Origin of the sequence: Streptomyces sp. Ncost-T10-10d (assembly GCF_900091955.1) — a bacterium.
In the GTDB taxonomy this organism is placed as follows: Bacteria; Actinomycetota; Actinomycetes; order Streptomycetales; family Streptomycetaceae; genus Streptomyces.
Window position 1 is genome coordinate 1 of the sequence record NZ_FMDF01000107.1, and the last position, 16,475, is coordinate 16,475.

Consider the following 16,475-nt stretch of genomic DNA (forward strand, 5'->3'; position numbering starts at 1 on the left):
CCGGGGTCCGGGGCGGAGCCCCCGGTTCGGAAGGGGCGGGGCGGGCGAGGGCCCGCCGCCACCCCGCGCTCACCCCTGCCCTCACCCCGCTTTGTCCTGACGCGGGAAAAAGTTCGACAAGACCGCTGCGTAAGGGCTTTCCGTCCCGGACGAACAGGTCTACCGTCCCCAACGTGTTCATGACATGACTTCGGTCACCGGCGCCCCACCGGCCCCGCATGACCTGCGCGGCAGTCCCCGCGCAGAACGGCACGGCAGCACCCGCCCGTACAACCGGCACTCTCCGGAGGACACTCGTGCACAGAACCAGAAGCAGGAGCAGAACGCGGCTCCGCGTCCGTAAATCCCTCGCGCTGCTCACCGGCGGGCTGCTCGCGGCGGCCACCCTCGCCCTGGGCGCCTCGCCCGGAGCCGCCGCGGCAGGACCGTCCTCGCCGGCCGCCACCGACGCGGCGGCCGAGGACTTCCAGCAGGTCACCCTCGCCAAGGGCGCGGCCGAGACCGGCGAGCCCATGTCGCTGGCCGTGCTCCCCGACCGCAGCGTGCTGCACACCTCGCGCAACGGCGAGCTGCGGATCACCGACAGCGCCGGCAACACCAAGGTCTCCGGTGTCATCCCCGTCTACTCGCACGACGAGGAAGGACTCCAGGGCGTCGGCATCGACCCGAAGTTCAGTGAGAACCGGGCGATCTATCTCTACTACGCACCCCCGCTGGACACCCCCGCGGGCGACGCCCCCGAGACCGGGACCGCCGCCGACTTCGCCAAGTTCGACGGAGTGAACCGGCTGTCCCGCTTCGTCCTCAAGGAGGACGGCACCCTCGACCTGGCCAGCGAGAAGAAGGTCCTCGACGTCAAGGCGTCGCGCGGCATCTGCTGCCACGTCGGCGGCGACATCGACTTCGACGCCCAGGGCAACCTGTATCTGTCCACCGGGGACGACTCCAACCCGTTCGCCTCCGACGGCTACACCCCCATCGACCAGCGCCCCGACCGCAACCCGGCGTTCGACGCCCGGCGCACCTCGGGCAACACCAACGACCTGCGCGGCAAGATCCTGAGGATCAAGGTCGCCGACGACGGCTCGTACACCGTTCCGGACGGCAACCTGTTCGCGCCGGGCACGGACAAGACCCGTCCCGAGATCTACGCGATGGGCTTCCGCAACCCGTTCCGCTTCAGCGTCGACAAGGCCACCGGCATTGTGTACGTCGGTGACTACGGGCCCGACGCGGGCGCGGCCGATCCCAAGCGCGGACCGGCCGGACAGGTCGAGTTCGCCCGGGTCACCAAGCCGGGCAACTTCGGCTGGCCGTTCTGCACCGGCGACAACGACCCGTTCGTCGACTACGACTTCGCGACGAAGACGTCCGGTGCCGCCTTCGACTGCGCGGCCCCGAAGAACACCTCGCCGCACAACACAGGTCTGGTCGACCTGCCCGCGGCGCAGCCCGCGTGGATTCCGTACGACGGCGGCTCCGTACCCGAGTTCGGTTCCGGATCGGAGTCCCCGATGGGCGGCCCGGTCTACCACTACGACCCCGACCTCGACTCCCCGGTGAAGTTCCCCGAGGCGTACGACGGGGACTTCTTCGCCGGAGAGTTCGGCCGACGCTGGATCAAGCGCATCGAGCAGGACGACAACGGCACGGTCAAGTCCATCAACAACATCCCCTGGTCAGGCACCCAGGTGATGGACATGGCCTTCGGCCCCGACGGCGCGCTGTACGTCCTGGACTACGGCCTCTCCTGGTTCGGCGGCGACGAGAACTCCGCGCTCTACCGCATCGAGAACGCCACCGGCGGCCGTTCACCCGTCGCCGAGGCAGCCGCCAACAAGACATCCGGCACCGCACCGCTGAAGGTGCAGTTCTCCTCCGCGGGCACCACGGACGGTGACGGCGACGCGCTCACGTACGCCTGGGACTTCGGCGACGGCGGAACATCCACGGCCGCCAACCCGACGTACACGTACAAGAAGAACGGCACCTACACCGCCACCGTCACCGCCAAGGACCCCACCGGGCGCACCGGCGCGGCAAGCGTCCATGTGACCGTGGGCAACACGGCACCCAAGGTGAACCTGGAACTCCCCGGTGACGGGCAGCTGTTCGACTTCGGGGACGACATCCCGTTCAAGGTGACCGTCACCGACCCCGAGGACGGCACGATCGACTGCTCCAAGGTCGAGGTGCGCTTCGTCCTCGGCCACGACAGCCACGGACACCCCATCACCACCGTCAACGGGTGCTCCGGCACGATCAAGACCGCCGTCGACGGAGGACACGACCCGAACGCCAACATCTTCGGAGTCATCGACGCCTCCTACACCGACAACGGAGGCGGCGGCCAGGCCGCCCTGTCCGGGCACGACCAGTCGCAGCTCCAGCCCCGCCACCGGCAGGCCGAGCACTTCACCTCGTCGTCCGGCATCAAGACGTACGACAAGGCGGCCGCACACGGCGGGAAGACGGTCGGCGACATCGACAACGACGACTGGATCTCCTTCAAGCCGTACATCCTCGGCGACTCGACCAAGCTCACCGCGCGGATCTCCTCCGGCGGGGCGGGCGGCTTCCTCGAAGTACGGTCCGGATCCCCGACCGGCACGATCCTCGGCTCCGCACCGGTGCCGGTGACCGGCGGCTGGGAGAACTTCCAGGACATCGACGTACCGCTGCGCGGCGTTCCCAAGAAGGCCACGGAACTCTTCCTCGTCTTCAAGGGAGGCGCCGGAGCGTTGTACGACGTCGATGACTTCGAGCTCTCCAACAGCGCCCCCGACCGCACCGCCAAGCGGGTCCTGGTCTTCTCGAAGACGGCCGGCTTCCGCCACGACGCGATCCCCACGGGCATCGAGGCGCTGAAGGAACTCGGCAGGAGCAGCAACATCACCGTCGACTCCACCGAGGAGGCCGGCCAGTTCACGACCAGCAACCTGGCGCGGTACGACGCCGTCGTCTTCCTTTCGACGACCGGTGATGTGCTCAATGCCGATCAGCAGAAGGCATTCGAGAACTATGTGGCCACCGGCGGCGCCTACATGGGCGTGCACGCCGCCGCGGACACCGAGTACGACTGGGCCTTCTACGGCGGTCTCGTCGGTGCGTACTTCGCCGGGCACCCGGCGATCCAGCCCGCCACGGTACGCGTCGAGGACCACAACCACCCGGCGACCGCACACCTCGACGACGCCTGGGACCGTACCGACGAGTGGTACAACTACCGCACCAACCCGCGCAGCCAGGCCAAGGTCCTTGCCACACTCGACGAGACGACCTACACCGGCGGCACCATGAAGGGCGATCACCCGATCACCTGGTGCCAGAGCTACCAGGGCGGCCGCTCCTTCTACACCGGCCTCGGCCACACCAAGGAGTCGTACGCCGAACCGGCCTTCCGCCAGCTCCTCCTCGGCGGCATGCGGTACGCGGCCGGTCAGGTGAAGGCCGACTGCAAGCCCGACACCGGCTACCGGTCGATCTTCAACGGCAAGACGCTCGAAGGCTGGAAGCAGGCCGGCCCCGGAAAGTTCGACATCGTCGACGGTGAACTGCGCTCCGAGGGCGGCATGGGTCTGCTCACCTACCAGGCCAAGGAGCTCGGGTCGTACTCGCTCAAGCTCGACTGGAAGATGGAGGGCGACGACAACTCCGGTGTCTTCGTCGGCTTCCCGGAGTCCGACGACCCCTGGTCCGCGGTGAACAACGGCTACGAGGTCCAGATCGACGCCACCGACGCGCCCGACCGCACCACGGGCTCCATCTACACCTTCAAGGCGGCGAACATCAAGGCCCGTGACCAGGTCCTGCGGCCGCCCGGCCAGTGGAACAGCTACGAGATCAAGGTCCAGGGCGAACGTCTCCAGGTCTTCCTCAACGGAGTGAAGATCAACGACTTCACCAACACCGATCCGGTACGGAGCCTGAAGGACGGCTACATCGGCATCCAGAACCACGGTGCCAATGACCATGTGTCCTTCCGCAACATCCAGTTGAAGGAACTGCCCTCGGCGTAGGGCACACTCCGGCCGACAGCGGGCGGGGAAGGACATCCTCCCCGCCCGCCGTCACCACCCGATTCCATCCCCTCGTCGCACAGCGCCACTTGCTCTGCCCAGCCAGGACCCCCAGCCAGGGAGGCAGCCCGTGTCAGCATCCGCCGTTCGTACCGGAGTCTGGTTCATCGGAGCACGCGGCTCCGTCGCCACCACCGCCACAGCGGGGTGCGCGGCGGTCGCAGCAGGGCTCCACCCGGCGGCAGGCATGGTCACCGAAACACCGCCGTTCGCCGAGAGCCGGCTGCCCACCCTCACCTCACTGGTCTTCGGCGGACACGACACCGTCGGCTGTCCGCTGCCCAAACGCGCCGAGGCACTGGCCACCGGGGGAGTGCTGCCGCACGGCCTGCCCTCGGCCGTTCGCTCCGAACTCGCCACCGCCGACGCGGAGATACGGCCCGGCGGCCCACTGCCCGGCGACACCCGCAGCGACGAGGAGCTCATCAACGCCTTCGCTGCCGATCTCGCGGACTTCGGGCGCCGGAACGGCCTGGCCAGGACGGTCGTGATCAATGTCGCCTCCACGGAACCGGCCCCGGCCCCCGGCGAGCGGCGGTTGCCCGCCAGCTCGCTCTATGCCGCGGCAGCGCTCCGGGCCGGCTGTCCGTACATCAACTTCACCCCGTCCACCGGGCTGCGCACCCCCGCCCTCCAGGACGCCGTCGCGGGCTGCGGACTTCCTCACGCGGGCCGCGACGGCAAGACCGGCCAGACGCTGCTCCGCTCCGTACTCGCCCCGATGTTCGTGCAACGCGCCCTGCCTGTACGGGCCTGGTCGGGCACCAACCTGCTGGGCGGCGGGGACGGAGCGGCGCTGGCCGACCCGGGCGCGGCCGCGGCCAAGAACGCGGGCAAGGAACGCGTCCTCGCCGACACGCTGGGAATCGCGCCCGAGGGCGAGGTCCACATCGACGACGTACCGGCCCTCGGTGACTGGAAGACGGCCTGGGACCACATCGCGTTCGACGGATTCCTCGGGGCGCGCATGGTGCTCCAGACGACCTGGCAGGGGTGCGACTCCGCACTGGCCGCACCCCTGGTTCTGGACCTGGCCAGACTGGTGGCCCGCGCCCACGAGAAGGGGCTGACCGGCCCCTTGCCCCAGCTCGGCTTCTACTTCAAGGACCCGGACGGCGGCCCTGCCGCACTCTTCGAGCAGTACATGGCGCTGCTCACCTTCGCCGAAACGCTGCGGGGGGAGAAGTGACGGTACGGGCCTGGGCGGAGCTGCTGCGGGTGTCGGCGCTGTTCACCGTCCCCGGCGACGCACTGGCCGGGGCGGCGGCGACGGGCGGGCGCCCCGACCGCGGCACCGCGCTCGCCGTCGGCGCCTCGCTCTGCCTCTACGAGGCGGGCATGGCGCTCAACGACTGGGCCGACCGTGACGAGGACGCCGTCGACCGTCCGCACCGGCCGATCCCCTCGGGCCGCATCGCGCCCGGCGCGGCCCTCGCGGCGGCGGGCGCACTGACGGCCGCAGGACTGGGTCTCGCCGCACGGGCCGGCCGACCGGCCCTCGCGGTCGCCACGGGGCTGGCGGCGACGGTCTGGGCGTACGACCTCCGCCTGAAGCACACCCCGGCGGGACCGGCGGCGATGGCGGCCGCCCGAGGACTGGACCTGCTGCTCGGTGCCACCGCCACCGGCGCGGCGAAGCGGGCGGCGGGTCCGGGGGCGCGTACGGGCCCGGGGTCGGGTTCCGGTTCGCGCACGGGCAAGGGGGCGCGTGCGGCCTCGAGCTCGAGTGCGGCTCCGGCTTCCGGCTCGCGCACGGGTTCGGCTTCGGCTTCGCATGCGCGTGGCGTCGTTCGCGCCGCCCTTCCGGCCGCCGGACTGCTCGGGGCGCACACCTACGCCGTCACCGCCGTCTCACGGCACGAAGCACAGGGCGGGTCCACCGCCGCACCCCTCGCCGCGCTCGCGGCCACTGCCGCACTGGGCGCCGCGGCCCTGCGCGAGCGGCGCGGACCCGGGGATGCGTCCCCGGATGCGGGACGCGACAGGAAGGGGGAGTCGCACCGGTCGCACCGGCCACCGGCGACCCCCGCCTCCATCGCCCCCCGCCTCCTGCGCGCCGCGCTCACCGGCTCCTACTTCCGTACTGCCGCGGGTCCCCTGATCCACGCCGCCCTCAACCCGTCCCCGCCCCTCACCCAACGCGCCGTCGGCAGCGGCATCCGGGCGATGATCCCGCTCCAGGCAGCCCTCGCAGCCCGCGCCGGAGCAGCAGGTTCGGGGCTCGCCGTCATGGGACTCGTCCCTCTCGCCCGTACCCTCGCCCGGAAGGTGAGCCTCACATGACGATCCGCCTCGGCTACGGCACCAACGGGCTCACCGACCTCCGCCTGGACGACGCCCTCGGACTCCTCGCCGATCTCGGGTACGACGGGGTCGGGCTGACCCTCGACCACATGCACCTCGATCCCCTCGCCCCCGACATCGCCGCGCGCACCCGCCACGTGGCGTCCAGGCTCCAGGAGCTGGGCCTCGGCGTCACAGTGGAGACCGGGGCCCGCTACGTCCTCGACCCCCGTCGCAAGCACGGCCCGTCCCTCCTCGACCCGGACCCCGAGGCCCGCGCAGCCCGCACCCGGCTGCTCGTCCGGGCCGTCGGCATCGCCGCCGACCTCGGTGCGCACGCCGTGCACTGCTTCAGCGGCATCACCCCACCGGACACCACCCCCGACACCGCCTGGCAGCGGCTCACCGACTCCCTCGCCCCCGTCCTGGACGCCGCCGACCGCTCCGGCATCCCCCTGGCGATCGAGCCGGAGCCCGGACACCTCCTCGCCAACCTCGCCGACTTCCACCACCTGCGCGTGCTCAGCGGCGATCCGCCACCGCTCGGACTGACCCTGGACATCGGCCACTGCCAATGCCTGGAGCCCGCCGCGCCCGTCGACTGCATCCGCGACGCCGCCCCCTGGCTGCGGCACGTCCAGATCGAGGACATGCGCCGGGGTGTCCATGAACACCTCCCGTTCGGTGAAGGCGAGATCGACTTCCCGCCCGTACTCGAAGCGCTCGACGCCCTCCCGGACACCGGCTACCGCGGCCTCACCGTCGTCGAACTGCCCCGACACTCCCACGCCGGCCCCGAACTCGCCCGCACCTCCATCGAGTTCCTCCGCAAGCACAGTCCGTCGAGCCGCTGAAACCGCCGAAGGGAGCAACGCCATGCCGATGACCCCGACGACCTCCCCGCTGCTGACCCGCGAGGAACTCGACGCACAGCTCGGCGGAGCCGCGCGCGCCTGGCTCGACGAGGCCCTCGCCGAGGCCGAGCACGCCGCCTCCCACGAGGCCTCGGAACAGCCCGCCGGCCCGTACGCCGTACCGACGTGGGAACTGCGGTACGCCGCCGCCGGCCGGTACTGCGGACTCGAACACGCCGACTCCGTACGCGCCCTGCTGCTCGTCGAAGCCCGCGCCGCACTGCCCGCCCTGACCCGGCTGTACGAGCAGGGCACCGCCGCCGAACGGCGTGCCGTCCTGCTCGCCCTGCACCGGCTGGACCTCGGCCCCACCGCCCTTCCGCTCGTCGAGGACGCCCTGCGCACCAATGACACCCGGCTGGTCGCCGCGGCCGTCGGCCCGTACGCCGCCGCCCATCTCGACGCGCACAACTGGCGCCACGCCATTCTCAAATGCCTCTTCACCGGTGTCCCCGTGGATGCCGTCGACCAACTGGCACGGCGCTCCCGCGGCGACGCGGAACTCGCCCGCATGCTCGGCGACTTCGCGGCCGAACGCATCGCCGCGGGCCGCAACGTCCCCGCCGACCTCACCCGGGTGCTCGACCTCACCACTCCCGGACCTGCCGCCCCCACGGAGGAGTCCTGATGCGCATCTTCGACCCCCACATCCATATGACCTCCCGCACCACGGACGACTATCAGGCGATGTACGACGCGGGTGTCCGCGCCCTCGTGGAACCCTCCTTCTGGCTCGGCCAGCCCCGCACCTCGCCCGCCAGCTTCTTCGACTACTTCGACGCCCTGCTCGGCTGGGAACCCTTCCGCGCCGCCCAGTACGGCATCGCCCACCACTGCACGCTCGCCCTCAACCCCAAAGAGGCCAACGACCCCCGCTGCACCCCCGTCCTGGACGCCCTGCCCCGCTATCTCGTCAAGGACTCCGTCGTCGCCGTGGGCGAGATCGGCTACGACTCCATGACCCCGGCCGAGGACACCGCCCTCGCCGCACAGCTCCAGCTCGCCGCCGACCACGGCCTGCCCGCCCTCGTGCACACCCCGCACCGCGACAAGCTCGCCGGACTGCACCGCACCATCGACGTCATCCGCGAATCCCACCTCCCCCCGGAGCGGGTCCTGCTCGACCACCTCAACGAGACGACCGTGAAGGACGCCAGGGACAGCGGCTGCTGGGCCGGCTTCTCCATCTACCCCGACACCAAGATGGACGAGGACCGCATGATCGCGGTCCTCAAGTCCCACGGCACCGAGAAGGTCCTGGTCAACTCGGCCGCCGACTGGGGAAGGAGCGACCCGCTGAAGACCCGCAAGGTGGGCGACGCGATGCTTGCCGCCGGGTTCAGCGAGGACGACGTCGACCAGGTGCTCTGGCGCAACCCCGTCGCCTTCTACGGGCAGAGCGGCCGGCTCCAGCTCGACATCACCGCGCCGGAACCACTCCACGAGGGCAACTCCATCCTGCGTGGCGGGGAGTGAGCCGATGCGCTTCCGCCACCCCGACGGCTCCACCGTCCACCTCTCGTACTGCACCAACGTCCATCCCGCAGAGACGCTCGACGGGGTCCGCACCCAACTGCGCGACCACTGCGAACCCGTCCGCAAACGCCTCGGCCGGGACCGGCTCGGCATCGGCCTCTGGCTCGCCAGGGACGCCGCCCGCAGCCTGATCAACGACCCGTCCCAGCTGCGCTCCCTGCGCGCCGAACTGGACCGCCGCGGCCTGGAAGTCGTCACCCTCAACGGCTTCCCGTACGAGGGATTCGGCGCCGACGAGGTCAAGTACCGGGTGTACAAGCCGGACTGGACGGACCCGGAGCGGCTCGCCCACACCACCGACCTCGCCCGGCTCCTGGCCGGTCTGCTCCCCGACGACGTCACCGAAGGGACCATCTCCACCCTCCCGCTCGCCTGGCGCACCCCGTTCGACTCCGACGCCGGGGCGGCCGCTCTCGCACACACCGCGCTCACCACCCTCGCAGACCGCCTCGACGCGCTGGCCGAGCTCACCGGCAAGTCCATCCGCATCGGCCTCGAACCCGAGCCGGGCTGCACGGTCGAGACCACCGCCGACGCCATCGCACCGCTCACCGCCGTCGGACACCGGCGCATCGGCATCTGCATCGACACCTGCCACCTGGCCACCTCCTTCGAGGACCCCGACACCGCCGTCGACGCCCTCGACACAGCGGGCATCCCGATAGCCAAGGCCCAGCTCTCCGCCGCACTGCACGCCGAGAACCCCCACCTCCCCGAGGTACGCACCGCGCTCGCCGCCTTCGCCGAGCCCCGCTTCCTCCACCAGACCCGCACCAGCACCGCCGCCGGGCTGCGTGGCACCGACGACCTCCACGAGGCCGTCACCGGCCGGGCCCTGCCCGACGGCGCCCCATGGCGCGCCCACTTCCACGTCCCGCTGCACGCACCTCCCGCACCACCGCTCACCTCCACCCTTCCCGTGCTCCGGTCCACACTGACCCGGCTGGTCGGCGGCGCACGGCCTCTCACCAGGCACCTGGAGGTCGAGACATACACCTGGCAGGCGCTCCCGGCCGCACTGCGCCCCCGCACCCGCACCCAGCTCGCCGACGGCATCGCCGCCGAACTCACCCTCGCCCGCGACCTCCTGGTCGACCTCGGCCTCAAGGAGCTCCCATGACCGCAGCCGAGCAGGCCACCACGCCCACCCCGCTTCTCGTTCTCGACGTCGTCGGCCTCACCCCACAGCTCCTCGACCACATGCCGCGCCTCAAGGCCCTGGGACAGTCCGGCACCCACGCCCCTCTCGGCACCGTGCTCCCCGCAGTCACCTGCGCGGCCCAGTCCACCTTCCTCACCGGCACCACGCCCGCCGAGCACGGCATCGTCGCCAACGGCTGGTACTTCCGCGAGCTCGGTGACGTCCTGCTCTGGCGCCAGCACAACGGTCTGGTCGCCGGGGACAAGCTCTGGGACGCCGCCCGCCGCGCCCACCCCGGCTACACCGTCGCCAACATCTGCTGGTGGTACGCGATGGGCGCCGACACCGACATCACCGTCACCCCGCGCCCCGTCTACTACGCCGACGGCCGCAAGGAACCCGACTGCTACACCCGGCCGCCCGCCCTGCACGACGAACTCACCGAAAAACTCGGCACCTTCCCCCTCTTCCACTTCTGGGGCCCCAGCGCCGACCTCGTCTCCTCCCAGTGGATCATCGACGCGACCCGGCACATCCTCGACACCCGCCACCCCGACCTGGCCCTGTGCTACCTCCCGCACCTCGACTACGACCTGCAGCGCTACGGCCCCGACGACCCCCGCTCGTACCGGGCCGCGGCCGATCTCGACCGGGCCGTGGCACCCCTCCTGGACGACGCCCGTCGCGAAGGCCGCACCGTCGTCGCCCTCTCCGAGTACGGCATCACCCGCGTCGACCGGCCCGTCGACATCAACCGGGCCCTGCGCCGCGCAGGCCTCCTGGAGGTCCACACCCAGGACGGCATGGAATACCTCGACCCGATGGCCTCCCGCGCCTTCGCCGTCGCCGACCACCAGCTCGCCCACATCTACGTACGCCGCCCCGAGGACCTCGAAGCGACCCGGGAAGCCCTCCAGGACCTCCAGGGCATCGAGCAACTCCTCGACGACGAGGGCAAGAAGGCACACGGCCTGGACCATCCGCGCTCCGGCGAACTGGTCGCCGTCGCGGACCCGGATGCCTGGTTCACGTACTACTACTGGCTCGACGACGCCCACGCGCCCGACTTCGCGCAGCTCGTCGAGATCCACCGCAAACCCGGCTACGACCCCGTCGAACTCTTCCTGGACCCCCAGGACCCGTACGTCCGGGTCAAGGCCGCCGCGGCAGTCGCCCGCAAGAAGCTCGGCATGCGCTACCGCATGGCGGTCGTACCGCTGGACCCGTCACCCATTCGCGGCAGCCACGGCCGCCTCCCCACGAGCGACGAAGAAGGTCCGCTCATCCTGTGCTCCACCCCCCACGCGTTCACCGGACCCGTCCGGGCCACCGAGGTGAAGTCCTTGCTCCTCACGCTTGCCGGCCTCGCATGAGACCGGTCCGCACACTGCGTTTCGAGCATCTTCGAGAAAGAGAGAGACCGTGACCGCGTACAACGACGAATCCGGAACGGACGGCGCCCTGCGCCGCAGCCTCGGCGTCAGCCGCCGCCGTTTTCTGAGCACCTGCACGGCCGCTGCGGCAGCGGCGATCGCCGCGCCCGCCTTCGGCGCCTCGCCGGCCCTCGCCCAGCCCGCCTCCGGCAAGGGGCAGGGCGTCGGCCAGGCTCTGGTCCCGGCGGAGCGACGAGGAATCATCCTGTACACCGTGCGCGACGCCACGGGCCGGGACCCGCTCAGCACCGACCTTCCCTCGGGCTTCCGTGAGGTCTTCAGGGAGCTGGCCCGCTACGGCTACAAGCAGGTCGAGTTCGCCGGGTACGGCCAGCACGCCAACGCACCCGGCGGAAGCAACCTCGAATCGGTGGAAGGCGCGAAGCTGCTGCGCTCGTGGCTGGACGACTACGGTCTGCGTGCCCAGGGCAACCACGGCTTCATCCCGTCGTCCTGGCCGCTGAACCAGAGCGACCTGGACCAGTTCAAGCGCCACCTCGAGATAGCGAACATCCTCGGCATGGAACACATGGGCACCGGTGGCGACCCCACCGGCAGTGCCTACCGTGCCGACTGGGACGTGGCCGCCGACAAGTGGAACACGCTGGGACGCATCGCTCAGGGTGCGGGCATCAAGCTGTACACCCACAACCACGACGCGGCCTACGGCTTCCTGCTCGACGGCGGTCCGCTGGACGCACAGGGCCGCCCCACCCGCAGCTCCGGCATCCGCAAGCTGGAGTACTTCCTTCAGGTCACCGACCCGAAGTCCGTATGGCTGGAGATGGACATCTTCTGGGCGCACGTCGCCCAGTACAAGTTCCACACCTACACCGCGCACGACGGATCGCAGCAGGAGAACATCTTCGACCCGGCGGCACTGGTCCGCTGCAACACCAAGCGCTACCCGCTGTTCCACGCCAAGGACGGCATCGTCAACACCACCAACGGCCAGGGCTACGACATGGTCCCCTTCGGTACCGGGGCCATCGACTACCGGACGTTCTTCCGCCGCGTCGGGGCGAAGAACTACCACAACCCGATGGTCGAGCAGGACAACGCACCGAGCTCGGCCGTCCCCGCGCAGTCCCTGAGCCATGCGCGGATCGGTTACGACAACTTGGCGGCTCTGCGCAAGTAGGATCATCGGCGGCACCGGAGCGGCGGTCCGCGCCTCACCCCGGACTCCTGGAGACCGGGGAGCGGTGCGAACGCCCGCCCGGTGACGTCAGGCACCGTACGCTCCACCGCAGTCACCAGGAGCGTACGGTGCCTGACCAGCACCCCGAAGGATTTCCGCATCGAGCGCCCAGACGCCCCACCACAGCGCGAAGGGGCACAGCAGCCCCACCGTCGGAGCGAACCAGAACGTATCGCGCAGATGCTCACGCAGGGGGGACAGCGCCCGGGGCCGTCGGCAGCCGCGATCACTCATGCCCGCGAAGGGGGCCCGGCCGCCCCCACCACGCCCGTGCGCCGCCCGGCAAACGTCCGGTGAACTGTGCGTACGCATGGGAATGCGGACCGTACGCAACGCTCCCCCCGTCCCGCGGACGCGCCCACCCCGCCGCACTGACCACCGAATATGCAGGTGAGAGGCACCCCGAACCCCTGGTATTGTTTTCTTTGTCGCCGCGGGAGACCGGGGCCGATCACCTAGTCCGGGTGGCGGAATGGCAGACGCGCTAGCTTGAGGTGCTAGTGCCCTTTATCGGGCGTGGGGGTTCAAGTCCCCCCTCGGACACAAAGAGAGACCCCAGTTGATCTGGGGTCTTTTTGCGTTTCCGGACGGCTCGGTGAGCACGGGAACGGCCCCGGTGGAAGCATCCTCACGCTTCCACCGGGGCCGTCCACGCAGCCGGAAGGATCAGCCGTCCTGGCGCTCCCGCGCGAAGTCGTTCACCCGTCGCCGGACGACGAACCAGCCGCCGACCAGCGCCGCCGCGATCAGCGGCAGGCACAGCACGGTCGTACGGCCCACTCCGCCGCCCCACCACATCAGGAACACGACACCGGCGAGGAACGCCAGCGTGACGATCTGCGTGTACGGGGCCCAGGGCAGCCGGTACGAGGGGCGGATGACCCTGCCGTCCCGAGAGCGGTGCCAGAACAGCAGCGAGCAGAGCATGATCATGCCCCAGGTGCCGAGGATGCCGATCGACGCGAAGTTGAGGACGATCTCGAACGCCTGGCCCGGCATGACGTAATTGAGCACGACGCCGAGTACACCGAAACCGGCGGTCAGCAGGATGCCGCCGTAGGGCACCTGGCCCTTGTTCATCCGACCGGTGAACTTGGGCGCGGAGCCCGCCAGTGCCATGGAGCGCAGGATGCGCCCGGTGGAGTACAGACCGGAGTTCAGGCTGGACAGCGCCGCGGTCAGCACGACCAGGTTCATCACACCGGCCGCGCCCGGGATACCGAGCTTCTCCATGACGGTGACGAAGGGGCTCTCGTCCGCCGAGTACGAGGTGTACGGCAGCAGGAGGGCCAGCAGCACCACCGAGCCGACGTAGAAGAGGCCGACGCGCCACATGATCGAGTTGATCGCCCTGGGCATGATCTTCTCGGGGTTCTGCGTCTCACCCGCGGCGACGCCGCAGAGCTCGACGGAGGCGTACGCGAACACGACGCCCTGGATCACCATCAGCAACGGGAGCATGCCGGTGGGGAAGATGCCGCCGCTGTCGGAGATGGTGGAGATGCCCGGCGTGTGACCGTCCACCGGGTGCTGGGTGACCACCAGGAAGATGCCGATGAGCATGAAGGCCACCAGGGCGGAGACCTTGATGATCGCGAACCAGAACTCCATCTCACCGAAGTACTTCACCGAGATGAGGTTGGCGGTGAGGACGACGGCAAGGGCGATCAGCGCGAGGATCCACTGCGGGATGTCGCTGAACATCGCCCAGAAATGGGCGTAGGTGGCGGCCGCGGTGATGTCGGCGACGGCGGTGGTCGACCAGTTCAGGAAGTACAGCCACCCGGCCGCGAAGGCGCCCTTCTCGCCCATGAACTCCCGGGCGTACGAGACGAAGGCGCCGGAGGAGGGCCGGTAGAGCACCAGCTCGCCGAGCGCGCGGACGACGAAGAAGGCGAAAACACCGCAGACCGCGTAGGCAACGGCGAGGGAGGGACCCGCACCGGCCAGTCGACCGCCCGCGCCCAGGAACAGGCCGGTGCCGATCGCGCCGCCGATGGCGATCATGTTGATGTGACGGGACTTGAGGTCCTTGCTGTAACCGGCGTCGCCGGCGTCCCGGTGGGGGGAGCTCGTCGCCGGTGGGGCGGCGGCGAGCGTATCGGCCGCAGTGGTGCGGTCACTCATGAAGGGGATTCGCCTTTGTGTGGGGAAGGTGGGCGGTCCCGGCCATGGCCGGCCAGGGAGTCGTCACCCGTGGCACGGCTCAAGGGCACATCATCCGGGAATCCTGCGATTCTGGCAGTGCTCCACATCACTAAGGAACAAATCTGAGGTACCGCAGAGGTTACGGGCAGGTAAGCAAGGGTGACCTCACGGAGGCCCTGTGAGAGCCCTGCGTAGGCGGAGAGTGGCCGGCGGTCGGGAAGGTGCTGCCGTCGTCGACCTCGATGAGGATGCGGGCTCCGGTCCTGACGCCGACTCCCGGCATCGAGGTCAGGATTTTCGAAAGCGGGTGGGCCTCCAGCAGTTCCTCGATCCGTCCGGCCGGCAGCTTTCGCTGGTCGAGGACGGCGCTCAGGGGGCGGCCGGCCGTAAGGGGGACGGGGACGGGGGCGAGGCGGAGTGCCGGGGCGCGGCACTCCGCCTCGCGTTGTCCGATGGCCCGCCGAAGGCGTCGCGCTACCGCGCCGCGGAAGCGATCAGCGGGTAGTGGTCGGAGAGGTTCGTGTACGTGTAGTCCGTGCCCCAACTGGACACGGTCCAGGGCGCGCTCTGCTCCTTGACCACCTCGTTCGTCCAGCCGGCCGGCTTCGCGTGCCCGGCGCGGTGCAGGACGTGGTCGAGGTCCTCGCGGGGGTCGTCGGGGTAGCGGTCGGCGGCGATCGAGTTGTCCTGGGTGTCGAAGGAGTACGCGTGCCCGGTGCGGGCATCGGCACCGGTCAGTCCGGCATCGGCGAGCATCGACGCGTACTCGGGGGAGCGGGAGTCGACGTTCATGTCGCCTGCCACGATGACCTGTTCGGAAGCCGGGATGTTCTTGGCGTCGAGGAAGGCGTCGATCTGCTTGAACTGCCGGCTGCGCATCTGCGCCGCCTCACCCGCCTTGCATCCGGAGTCGGTCGACTGTGCGTGGGTCCCCACCACATGGACCTTGGTGCCGTTGACGTTCAGTTCGGCGTAGACGAAGCCCTTGTTGGACCACCAGTCGCTGCCGCAGGCGTCCTTGTAGATGTACTGCTCCTTGCGGACGATCGGCCACTTGCTCAGTACCGTGACCCCGCCGTCCTCCGGAGTGGTTGCCGAGTAGGCGCCGCCCGTGGCATCCCAGCCGCTCTTGCTCCGGCCCACCACCGGTGTCCGATACGGGTATTGAGTGGAAGCGTTCCGTGCCAGTGCGTCGGAGGCGGAGTTGTCGAACGCCTCCTGGAGTACGACCACGTCATGGCCCTGGAAGAAGGACGCCTTCGGTATCTCCGCCGCTCGGTGGTCCTGTCCCCAGTTCGGGTAGAGGTTCTTGCTCATGAGGAACGTGTTGTACGTGAGCACCCGCAGGGACGGGACATCGGCCGCCGATGCCTGAGGGGCGTTGGCGATCAGCGTCACGGCGGCGAGCGCGGCGGACAGGGTCACGCCGGAGGTGCGGCGGAGCGCGGTGAGCGGCACGGGGTCTCCTGCTTCTGCTGATGGGGGGTGGAACAGGCAACACACATCCAATCAGCGGGAGTTACTCGTGGGTAGATGTTGGATGTCGGGAGTCTCTCCAGCGGCCTACCAGTGGTGATCGGGGCCCGCCGACCCCATCCCTCCGTTCTCGCGCTGTGATCCGCGCCACGATGAGCCCCGGCGGGTCTGCGAACGACTGTCGGGTCTGGACCGCTGCCGCCGGTGCGGTGGCTCCCCGTCCCCTCCCGGCCGGCATTTCGCGTTGCGTCACGCGATCACGGC

12 protein-coding genes, 1 tRNA gene and 2 pseudogenes are annotated in these 16,475 nt (G+C 70.0%); 11 read left to right on the forward strand and 4 right to left on the reverse strand.

Annotation, left to right across the window (positions count from 1 at the left end):
* Positions 1 to 296 precede the first annotated feature (296 nt).
* The 9 genes from GA0115254_RS17110 (at position 297) to GA0115254_RS17150 (ending at position 12,527) form a co-directional block, all read left to right on the forward strand.
* On the forward strand, positions 297 to 4,019 hold the full coding sequence (locus GA0115254_RS17110; protein ID WP_093896159.1) for a ThuA domain-containing protein: 3,723 nt from the start codon (positions 297 to 299) through the stop codon (positions 4,017 to 4,019).
* Between the two features lie 130 nt (positions 4,020 to 4,149).
* The gene (locus tag GA0115254_RS17115; RefSeq protein WP_093896160.1) at positions 4,150 to 5,268 is read left to right on the forward strand and encodes an inositol-3-phosphate synthase; all 1,119 of its coding nucleotides are present in this window, start codon (positions 4,150 to 4,152) and stop codon (positions 5,266 to 5,268) included.
* Positions 5,265 to 6,362 carry an SCO3242 family prenyltransferase gene (locus GA0115254_RS17120; RefSeq protein WP_093896161.1) on the forward strand — a complete coding sequence of 366 codons (1,098 nt, stop codon included), beginning with the start codon at positions 5,265 to 5,267 and terminating at the stop codon, positions 6,360 to 6,362. The genes GA0115254_RS17115 and GA0115254_RS17120 overlap by 4 nt, the downstream gene beginning before the upstream one ends.
* Positions 6,359 to 7,216: a sugar phosphate isomerase/epimerase family protein gene (locus GA0115254_RS17125; protein ID WP_093896162.1), complete on the forward strand. Its 858-nt coding sequence runs from the start codon at positions 6,359 to 6,361 to the stop codon at positions 7,214 to 7,216. Before GA0115254_RS17120 ends, GA0115254_RS17125 begins: the two co-directional genes overlap by 4 nt.
* Before the next feature lie 22 nt (positions 7,217 to 7,238).
* Complete coding sequence (locus GA0115254_RS17130; protein ID WP_093896163.1) at positions 7,239 to 7,904, forward strand: EboA domain-containing protein; 666 nt, start codon at positions 7,239 to 7,241, stop codon at positions 7,902 to 7,904.
* Complete coding sequence (locus tag GA0115254_RS17135) at positions 7,904 to 8,752, forward strand: TatD family hydrolase (protein WP_093896164.1); 849 nt, start codon at positions 7,904 to 7,906, stop codon at positions 8,750 to 8,752. Before GA0115254_RS17130 ends, GA0115254_RS17135 begins: the two co-directional genes overlap by 1 nt.
* 4 nt (positions 8,753 to 8,756) lie before the next feature.
* Positions 8,757 to 9,932: a metabolite traffic protein EboE gene (eboE, locus tag GA0115254_RS17140; RefSeq protein WP_093896165.1), complete on the forward strand. Its 1,176-nt coding sequence runs from the start codon at positions 8,757 to 8,759 to the stop codon at positions 9,930 to 9,932.
* The gene (locus GA0115254_RS17145; protein WP_093896166.1) at positions 9,929 to 11,326 is read left to right on the forward strand and encodes an alkaline phosphatase family protein; all 1,398 of its coding nucleotides are present in this window, start codon (positions 9,929 to 9,931) and stop codon (positions 11,324 to 11,326) included. The genes eboE and GA0115254_RS17145 overlap by 4 nt, the downstream gene beginning before the upstream one ends.
* A 49-nt stretch (positions 11,327 to 11,375) precedes the next feature.
* Positions 11,376 to 12,527: a sugar phosphate isomerase/epimerase family protein gene (locus tag GA0115254_RS17150; protein WP_093896167.1), complete on the forward strand. Its 1,152-nt coding sequence runs from the start codon at positions 11,376 to 11,378 to the stop codon at positions 12,525 to 12,527.
* A gap of 147 nt (positions 12,528 to 12,674) precedes the next feature.
* Here GA0115254_RS17150 and GA0115254_RS46135 read toward each other — a convergent pair.
* Positions 12,675 to 12,821: pseudogene (locus GA0115254_RS46135) on the reverse strand (DUF2254 domain-containing protein); the annotation flags it as partial.
* 224 nt (positions 12,822 to 13,045) lie between these two features.
* On the opposite strand from GA0115254_RS46135, the gene GA0115254_RS17160 reads away from it, so the two are divergent.
* Positions 13,046 to 13,130, forward strand: a tRNA-Leu gene (locus tag GA0115254_RS17160).
* Positions 13,131 to 13,253: 123 nt separating this feature from the next.
* Here GA0115254_RS17160 and GA0115254_RS17165 read toward each other — a convergent pair.
* The gene (locus tag GA0115254_RS17165; RefSeq protein WP_093896169.1) at positions 13,254 to 14,714 is read right to left on the reverse strand and encodes an amino acid permease; all 1,461 of its coding nucleotides are present in this window, start codon (positions 14,712 to 14,714) and stop codon (positions 13,254 to 13,256) included.
* Positions 14,715 to 14,914: 200 nt separating this feature from the next.
* Positions 14,915 to 15,108 (reverse strand): annotated as a pseudogene (locus GA0115254_RS17170) (transposase); the annotation flags it as partial.
* On the opposite strand from GA0115254_RS17170, the gene GA0115254_RS44510 reads away from it, so the two are divergent.
* Complete coding sequence (locus GA0115254_RS44510) at positions 15,043 to 15,240, forward strand: hypothetical protein (protein ID WP_176740160.1); 198 nt, start codon at positions 15,043 to 15,045, stop codon at positions 15,238 to 15,240. The pseudogene GA0115254_RS17170 and the gene GA0115254_RS44510 sit on opposite strands and share 66 nt — an antisense overlap.
* On the opposite strand, the gene sph is transcribed toward GA0115254_RS44510, so the two are convergent.
* The gene (sph, locus tag GA0115254_RS17175; protein WP_093896170.1) at positions 15,210 to 16,193 is read right to left on the reverse strand and encodes a sphingomyelin phosphodiesterase; all 984 of its coding nucleotides are present in this window, start codon (positions 16,191 to 16,193) and stop codon (positions 15,210 to 15,212) included. The genes GA0115254_RS44510 and sph overlap by 31 nt on opposite strands.
* Positions 16,194 to 16,475: the final 282 nt, after the last annotated feature.